The organism is Pontimicrobium sp. MEBiC01747 (assembly GCF_053601635.1).
In genome coordinates this window covers 1-7466 of record NZ_JBSHNS010000058.1, presented here as the reverse complement: position 1 = coordinate 7466, position 7466 = coordinate 1, and the positions used below count along the sequence as shown (strand labels likewise).

9 protein-coding genes are annotated in these 7466 nt (G+C 30.4%); 1 reads left to right on the top strand and 8 read right to left on the bottom strand.

Annotated elements, in window-relative coordinates; translation table 11 throughout:
• Positions 1-5: 5 nt before the first annotated feature.
• The 4 genes from ACVC2P_RS00940 to ACVC2P_RS00925 are packed head-to-tail and all read right to left on the bottom strand — an operon-like array spanning position 6 to position 2240.
• A complete protein-coding gene (locus ACVC2P_RS00940; protein ID WP_452596609.1) occupies positions 6-554 on the bottom strand; it encodes a YceI family protein in 549 nt (182 codons plus the stop codon).
• 49 nt (positions 555-603) lie between these two features.
• Complete coding sequence (locus tag ACVC2P_RS00935; protein WP_452596608.1) at positions 604-975, bottom strand: hypothetical protein; 372 nt, start codon at positions 973-975, stop codon at positions 604-606.
• Positions 976-995: 20 nt separating this feature from the next.
• On the bottom strand, positions 996-1844 hold the full coding sequence (locus ACVC2P_RS00930) for a DUF5777 family beta-barrel protein (protein ID WP_452596607.1): 849 nt from the start codon (positions 1842-1844) through the stop codon (positions 996-998).
• A gap of 9 nt (positions 1845-1853) precedes the next feature.
• Entirely contained in the window at positions 1854-2240 is a 387-nt protein-coding gene (locus tag ACVC2P_RS00925) for an OB-fold protein (protein WP_452596606.1), read from the bottom strand.
• A gap of 169 nt (positions 2241-2409) precedes the next feature.
• Here ACVC2P_RS00925 and ACVC2P_RS00920 point away from each other — a divergent pair, with 169 nt between their 5' ends.
• Entirely contained in the window at positions 2410-3819 is a 1410-nt protein-coding gene (locus tag ACVC2P_RS00920; protein ID WP_452596605.1) for a T9SS type A sorting domain-containing protein, read from the top strand.
• 21 nt (positions 3820-3840) lie between these two features.
• Here the strand turns inward: ACVC2P_RS00920 and ACVC2P_RS00915 are convergent, their stop codons facing one another.
• The 4 genes from ACVC2P_RS00915 to ACVC2P_RS00900 form a co-directional block, all read right to left on the bottom strand.
• Entirely contained in the window at positions 3841-4401 is a 561-nt protein-coding gene (locus ACVC2P_RS00915; protein ID WP_452596604.1) for an acyl-CoA thioesterase, read from the bottom strand.
• An 11-nt stretch (positions 4402-4412) separates the two neighbouring features.
• Complete coding sequence (locus tag ACVC2P_RS00910) at positions 4413-4661, bottom strand: hypothetical protein (protein WP_452596603.1); 249 nt, start codon at positions 4659-4661, stop codon at positions 4413-4415.
• Positions 4651-6039: a DNA recombination protein RmuC gene (gene rmuC / locus ACVC2P_RS00905; protein ID WP_452596602.1), complete on the bottom strand. Its 1389-nt coding sequence runs from the start codon at positions 6037-6039 to the stop codon at positions 4651-4653. Before rmuC ends, ACVC2P_RS00910 begins: the two co-directional genes overlap by 11 nt.
• A 487-nt stretch (positions 6040-6526) precedes the next feature.
• Positions 6527-7321: an ABC transporter ATP-binding protein gene (locus ACVC2P_RS00900; protein ID WP_452596601.1), complete on the bottom strand. Its 795-nt coding sequence runs from the start codon at positions 7319-7321 to the stop codon at positions 6527-6529.
• Positions 7322-7466 lie beyond the last annotated feature (145 nt).

Here is a 7466-nt window from a genome sequence, read left to right as displayed (position 1 = left end):
CTAAACTATTTTTTGTTCAATTCAAAATTGTAGCTAACATTTACGTTATTTGATAATTTGTCACTGACAACTTTAGGAATTTCTATATCAAAATCTGAAACAGTCACAGTAAAATCACCTGTAACCGTTATTTTTCCGTCTAGCATAGCTAAGCTTAGCTTTTCGTTGTTTAATTGTTTCGTTTTTCCATGAAAGGTTAAAGAACCATTAAAACTGTATTCGGTGGCTGTTTTAGAAAGTTTAGAAACATCAAAATCAGCAATATTACCTTTAAAAGTCGCCTTAGGGAAATCGTCGGATTCGGCATAATTTTCATTAAAATGCTCTTCCATTAAAGCATTTTTAAAACGAAAACCTTTTACTAATACCAACGCAGCAAAGTCACCATTTGTAGTATTTATAATGGCAGTAGTGGATGTATTTGTCGCTTTAACTTCTTCTACGGCCGGTACAGAAGCTTCAAAAGTAGTGCTTCCTGTTTTTGTGTAATATTTTTGAGCCAAAGCTACAGAGGATGTAAATGCTAAGGCTATTACAAATGCTATTTTTTTCATAATCTTTTAGTTTATTAATAAGTAATCAAATAGTTTGCCAAAGCTCCATTTAATTCTCTAGCAAACCATCTGCTTGCCATTGTACAACAATATCTATAAAATTTTGCGGTAACCTTGGGCCTCCTAATGGCATGGCTCCAGCGTCTCCAGCCTGAGCAGAAATTCTATTAATTAAATTAATACTCTCTACAGAAGTTTTTACATCATTATAAGTTACTAAAGATGTAGATGCACCATTTATTGGAGGATTGTTATGGCAAGAAATGCAATTATTATCTATTATAGATTTTACATTAGCATCGTAAGTAACAAATACATTAGGTTCTATTACTATAGGTTCAGTTAAATCGTCTTCACTTGCATTATCGCAAGCCATAAAGGCATATAAGGATAAGAAAAGTATGTAGGTTATTTTTTTCATAAGTTTAATTTTTTTTGTGACTAGAAGTTTCTGCTTAAGTTAAATCCGAAATAGATATCTCCATCTCCCCAATCTCCTGTTGCTTGACCTAAAAAGCCATTAGCATTCATAGCTTGAGAGTTACTTAAATGCATTTGGAATACATGTCCTCCAGTTTCTAAATCGAAACCAATAGATAACGGATTTTTAAATGGAGAGTTACTAGCTCTGTTTAAATGCCATCCGTAATCTGCATTAAAAGACCAACGTTTACCTAATTTGTAGCGACCACCCATACCTAAAGCAAATTGAGAGTTGTCTTGCTCGTTTAAAACAACAAAATTATCATGGAAAAAAGTTGGGGCTAATTCTAATGTTAATTTTTTACTTACTTTTCTAGCTATTAATAATTGCGCGGTATAGCCAACACGGTGTTTAAATTTTAGTTTAGGTAAGTTTGCTTTTTCTAAACCTGTATTAATATATACAGAATTATAACCAACCATAGTAAAAGGGAAACCATTATCTTGTTGCCTCGTTAATCTATATTTTAAAGCCCCCTCGTATATTTTTTGGAAAGAACTTCTAGAGACACTAACATTAATAGCATCTGTTAAACCATAAACAAAATTTAAACGTGTTACGGCATCATCTAGTCCAAAAAAGTTGTCTAAACCATTTTCTAAACTCCCAAATCGATGAGAGACTACAAAGGTTAATTCTTTTTTTGCAACGAGTTTAGTAGATTCAAAATTTACAATCTTTAGACCTTTAAAACTTGCCGAAGCATAATTGTTAGCATTGTCATCTGTATCTATTTCATCTAATAAATCATCTTGAGCGAAGATGGTTAATGGGAGAAAAAGAATAATAAATAGTAATTTCTTCATAGTTTTTGTTTAGTTTTTAATACTGCATTGATCTAATTTAACTTGCTCTAATAAGTCATCGTAACCTATACAGCGCCCTTTTATGGTTATGTTATCGTTTATTTTAAATTTAGTAGTCTCATTACCTTCACTTAAATTACAAAAAAGAGTATTATTTATTGTAAGATCTTTTGCATTGACTTCTGTTATATTACCAGAGACCATAATTGTTTTATTTAAATACTTGGTTTCTGCTGTAGTAGCATCTTCTGCAAATTCTTTAGCAATAGCATCAGAAGTTACTATAAATTCGGGTTTTTCGGCATCGATGTCTCGATGGTCTTGATAGATGTAACTATATCCTAGATAGCCTCCTATAACAGCTATTAATAGAATAATCCAATAGAGTTTTTTCATAAAGATGTTTTTTTAAGTAATATAAAAAATATTAAGGACTTAATAATTAATGTTTTTAAAAAGTACTACTAGTTTTAATGTTTTGCTTTAGAAACCCATAATCACTTTTTAGAAACTAATAGGGTAGATACATTTAAGGACCTCGTAATTTAGTCCCTAAAAATATATTATGAAAACTATAATGCTATACGTTACTCTATTTATCTGTAATATAGTAATAGCAAATACTATACCTGCTCATTCTTTAAATTCATGTGAATTTAATAACTGTGTCGTTACTATTCTAGATGCTAATTTTAAGTCGGCATTAGTTAATAATGGTAATATAAATACTAATGGAGATACCGAAATACAATGTAGTGAAGCGGCTGCATATTCATTCATTTTAAACCTTGGTAATTTAAATATATCAGATTTAACAGGAGTGGAAGCGTTTACAAGTATACCAGAGCTAAGAGCAAGTAATAACCAAATAACAAGTCTTGATTTAACAGGTATGACAGCTATAGAGAAGGTTATCGTTAATGATAATCAAATTAACACCATTACTATTAGTGGTACTCCTAATTTAAAAGATTTACAATTAAAAAATAATCAACTAGCAACTATCGATTTAACTAACGTTTCAAGTTTAGAATCTCTTATTGTTTCTGAAAATGTATTAACTGCATTAGATGTTTCTAACAACCCAGGACTTTTGGGATTAGCTTGCGATAATAATAGTTTATCGAGTTTAGATGTTACCTCGAATACTAGTTTAACGCAGTTGTTTTGTAACAATAACACAATTAGCTTTTTAAATATTACTAACCTTACAAATTTAAACAGATTATTTTGCCAATTTAATAGTTTAGTAGATTTGGATATTTCTACCAATACGGGTTTACAAGAATTATTAGCTAACGATAATAGTTTAAATGCATTGGATACTTCTAATGCGGTATTGTTAGAGCAGTTATTTATTCAAAATAACAATATTTTTAGTATAGATTTAACTAATAGCCCCAATTTGTTTGTATTGTACTGTAGTAACAATATTTTTAATACACTCAATGTTACTAATAATATAAACTTACAAGCAATAGTATGCGACAATAATGACTTAACTGCTTTAGATCTTTCTTTTAATTCTGTTTTAGTAGGTGCTATCTGTAATGACAATAATTTGAGTAGTTTAACTATTGCAAACGGAAATAATACTAATATAATAAACGCTAATTTTGTTGTAACTAATAATCCAAATTTACTTTGCATTGAAGTAGATAATGTTGCTTACAGTGATGCTAATTGGACTAATAAAGATGCTGTTGCATCTTACGGAACAAATTGCGCTACATTGTCTGTCTCTACATTTGCTATTGAAACTATTGCAGTATACCCTAATCCTGCAAAACATACTTTAAACATTGCAATTCCAACTGAGCTAAACACTATCTCTATTTATACTTTAGATGGAAAAAAAGTTTTAAAAACAAAGTATAAATCTATAGCTGTATCTAATTTACAAAGTGGAGTATATTTAATAAAAATTGAAGATGTATCTGGTAAACAGTTTACCAAACGCTTTGTTAAGCAGTAATTTAATAATTAAAAACTGGTGTTATTCGCTATAATTATCAGGGAGTTCTATCTTTACTTTGTATTTTTCTAATTGATTAAGGTAATCTTTTAATGAAAAGTTTTGATGATCGAACTCCAACTGGCGTTGTTTTTTCATTTCATTACGTTTTAATGCTTTTAAAAAACGTTTCACTTCCTGTTTATCGTTTAAAATTAACCCAGGAACTTCTACAGATTGGCCAGCTTCGTTTTTTGCAACCATAGTAAAGTAAGACGAATTACAATGTTTTATGCTCCCCGATTGAATATGCTCTGCTTCAACACGAATGCCAACTACCATAGAGGTACGCCCAACATAATTTACCGATGCTTTCATGGTAACTAATTCACCAACTTCAATTGGTGCTAAAAAATCTACAGTGTCTACAGACGCTGTGACACAATAGGTTTTAGAGTGTTTAGAGGCGCATGCAAAAGCTATTTGATCCATTAGTCCTAAAATATAACCACCATGAATTTTTCCACTAAAATTGGAGTGAGAAGGTAACATAAGTTCAGAAATACTAATACGAGAAGCGTCTACAGGTTTATAGGTATTCATTATACTTAAGTTTAAAGGTTATGTTTTTTTATATAATATTCTATTTCTCTCATTTTGTAAAAACCAGCAATAATAAGTGCTATACCAATAATTACCATTATAATGGAAAAAAAGAGATTTGCTTCTGGAACGTCTATAATTGTTTCAAAACCTAAAAGACCACTAATTCCCGGAGCAGTTACAGCAGCTCCAGCTAAAAAAGGCCATATGTATTGAAAACGTAATGTCCATTTATAGATTAAATTTTCATTAATCTTCATTACTTTCGGCACGTTTTATAAAAGATTCAGGGAGTGCTTTTTTTGCTTTAGCTCCCATTTTCTTTAATTTTTCTACACTAGTAATTAAGTTGCCTCTTCCGTCTACTAATTTATTCATTGCTGCAGAATAATCTGTTTTTGCAGAATCTAGTTTTTTACCAACACCTGTTAAATCTTTTACTAAGCCTTCAAATTTATCGTACAAAGCTCCAGCTTGTCTTGCTATTTCTATGGCATTACGCTGCTGTTTTTCGTTATTCCACATGGTATCTATAGTACGTAAAGTAGCTAATAGGGTAGAAGGTGTAACGATAACTATATTACGCTCAAAAGCTTTGTTATACAGCGAATTATCTTCGTTTATTGCTATGGCAAAAGCGGGTTCTATAGGGATAAACAGTAATACAAAATCTGGAGATTCTATATCGTATAAATCTTGATAGTTTTTAGCAGATAGTTGTTCTACATGGCGCTTTATAGAGTTTATATGTGCCTTTAAATGTAATGCTCGCTCTTCATCTTCTACATTTACATAACGCTCGTAATCGGTTAAAGATACTTTACTATCTATAATCATTTTTTTATTATCTGGTAGGTGTAATACCACATCTGGTAATACACGAGAGCCATCATCTAACGTAAAATTTTGTTGTACATAATATTCTCTGTCTTTTTCTAATCCAGATTTTTCAAGTACACGTTCTAAAACGAGTTCTCCCCAATTACCTTGCATTTTACTATCGCCTTTTAAGGCTTTAGTTAGGTTATTGGCTTCTTTAGTCATTTGCTGGTTTAAATCTTTTAAGCCTAATAATTGCTCTTTTAAGGCAGAGTGTAAACTAATACTTTCCTTTTGGGTGTCGTCTACTTTCTTTTCGAAAATCTGAATTTTCTCTTGTAGTGGATGTAATATATTTTTAATGTTTTCTTTATTCTGAAGGGTGAATTTCTCCGATTTTTCATCCAGAATCTTTGTTGCTAACAACTCAAAGTCTTTACGTAATTGTTCTTGACGTTCTTCTAATTCGGCATCACGCTTTAGGTTAAGTTGCTGTAAGTTTTCAAATTCTGAGTTTCGTTGGGCTAATTCTATATTTAAACCTTCACGTTCGTCTCTAAAGATATCGCGTTCTTTTTCAACCTTTATAATCGTATCTTTTAACTCCTGTAATTGAGAATTAAAAGCGTCGTTTTGTTTTTGGTTTTCTATTTCCGAAAACTGTTTGAAGTCATTGAATTGTTGTTGCAAATTCTGGTTTCGCTCTTCTAAGGTGCTTTTTTCTGTTTTACTTTTTAGTTTTGTAAATAACATGCCTAAATAGCCTCCAATTGCTGCGGAAACTAGGATTGCTATAATGAGGATGAGGTTGTCGGTCATTTATAATTTTAATTTATACCAAAGATAATTTTTTTGTGTTTAAGATTGAAGTAGTATTTTAGAAGTTATTAAGAGAAGCGAAGCGTATAATATCAATTTAAAAATTAAGAGATTTTATATGTGAATTATCGCACAAATATGAAACCTAAAATTGTTAAATATTATATTTCGGCTTTAGTGTTTAATCTCATTATTCCTTTACTATATATTTTATTTATCTTGAAGCCAAAGGGAGATGGAGAATTAATTTATATTATATCAATACCTTATTCAGCTTTAATAATTATTCTTTACCTAGTCTATTTTGATATTAAAAGTCATTATAGTAAATGGAGTATCTATTTAAGGTTTATGTTCCCTTCAATTGTTTTTTTAATTATCTGTTTGTTTATTAAAGATGGGATTTTTTTCTTCTTATATCATTTATTAATAAACAATTGTTTTGCTTTAATTTATTTAATATTAATCAATAAAAAATAAAGAAGAATTATTTTTTCACCCTAAAACTCCCCATCGTTTCATCAAAAACAATTAAATCTTCTGGGAACAGACTATTAAATGCACCTTGCTTAATTAAGTTTTTAGGCGTATCTGTAATTATGCCATCTTTGGACATAACAATTAATTTATCGCATAATTGTATGGCTAAATCTATTTCGTGAGACGAGAATAAAATGGTTTTATTGGTGTCCTTGGTTAGCTTTTGTAGCAGTTTTAATATATAGGCTTTATGGTACATGTCTAGATGTGTTGTAGGCTCATCTAGTATAATAAGTGAGGTATCTTGTGCTAAGGCACGTGAAATCATGACTTTTTGTAATTGCCCGTCGCTAAGCTCGTAGCATTTTTTATGTTTTAAATCCTTGATATTTGCTTGCGCTAAGGCGTTGTTTGTAATGTCTATATCGGTTTCAGACAAATTACCAACCCAATTTGTATAGGGTTGTCTTCCTAAAGCGACTAATTCAAAAACAGACAAATTTTTAGAGCTTACACTTTCGGTTAAAACTAAGCTTAATACTTTGGCTAAATCTACAGCGTTGTAACTGTTTATAGGCTTATTTTGTATTAAAATATTACCATGTATAGGTTCTTGTACACGTGTAAGTGTTCGTAATAATGTAGATTTACCAATACCGTTGGCACCTACTAAACCAATAAGTTCGCCTTGATATAGTTCTAAATTAATATTAGATGCAATCAAGGTCTCTACTTTTTTTGAAGCATAACCTATTGTTAAATTTTGGGTGGTTAATATGTTATTGGTTTTGTCTGTGGGCATTTTCTTTTTTCAAGTATCAAGTAGTTAGTACTAAGTAGTTTTGCATTTATAATTTAGCGTTTTTTCATTTTTCATTTAAAATACCATTTTCTTTTTTCTAACCAATAACCAAACCACTACTGGCGCACCAATTAAAGAGGTAATG

Bases quoted from the DNA above. Each gene is read 5' to 3' on its own strand.
- ACVC2P_RS00915 (WP_452596604.1), bottom strand. From the start codon at position 4,401: ATGAATACCTATAAACCTGTAGACGCTTCTCGTATTAGTATTTCTGAA.
- ACVC2P_RS00925 (WP_452596606.1), bottom strand. From the start codon at position 2,240: ATGAAAAAACTCTATTGGATTATTCTATTAATAGCTGTTATAGGAGGC.
- ACVC2P_RS00910 (WP_452596603.1), bottom strand. From the start codon at position 4,661: ATGAAGATTAATGAAAATTTAATCTATAAATGGACATTACGTTTTCAA.
- rmuC (WP_452596602.1), bottom strand. From the start codon at position 6,039: ATGACCGACAACCTCATCCTCATTATAGCAATCCTAGTTTCCGCAGCA.
- ACVC2P_RS00930 (WP_452596607.1), bottom strand. From the start codon at position 1,844: ATGAAGAAATTACTATTTATTATTCTTTTTCTCCCATTAACCATCTTC.
- ACVC2P_RS00935 (WP_452596608.1), bottom strand. From the start codon at position 975: ATGAAAAAAATAACCTACATACTTTTCTTATCCTTATATGCCTTTATG.
- ACVC2P_RS00940 (WP_452596609.1), bottom strand. From the start codon at position 554: ATGAAAAAAATAGCATTTGTAATAGCCTTAGCATTTACATCCTCTGTA.
- ACVC2P_RS00900 (WP_452596601.1), bottom strand. From the start codon at position 7,321: ATGCCCACAGACAAAACCAATAACATATTAACCACCCAAAATTTAACA.
- ACVC2P_RS00920 (WP_452596605.1), top strand. From the start codon at position 2,410: ATGAAAACTATAATGCTATACGTTACTCTATTTATCTGTAATATAGTA.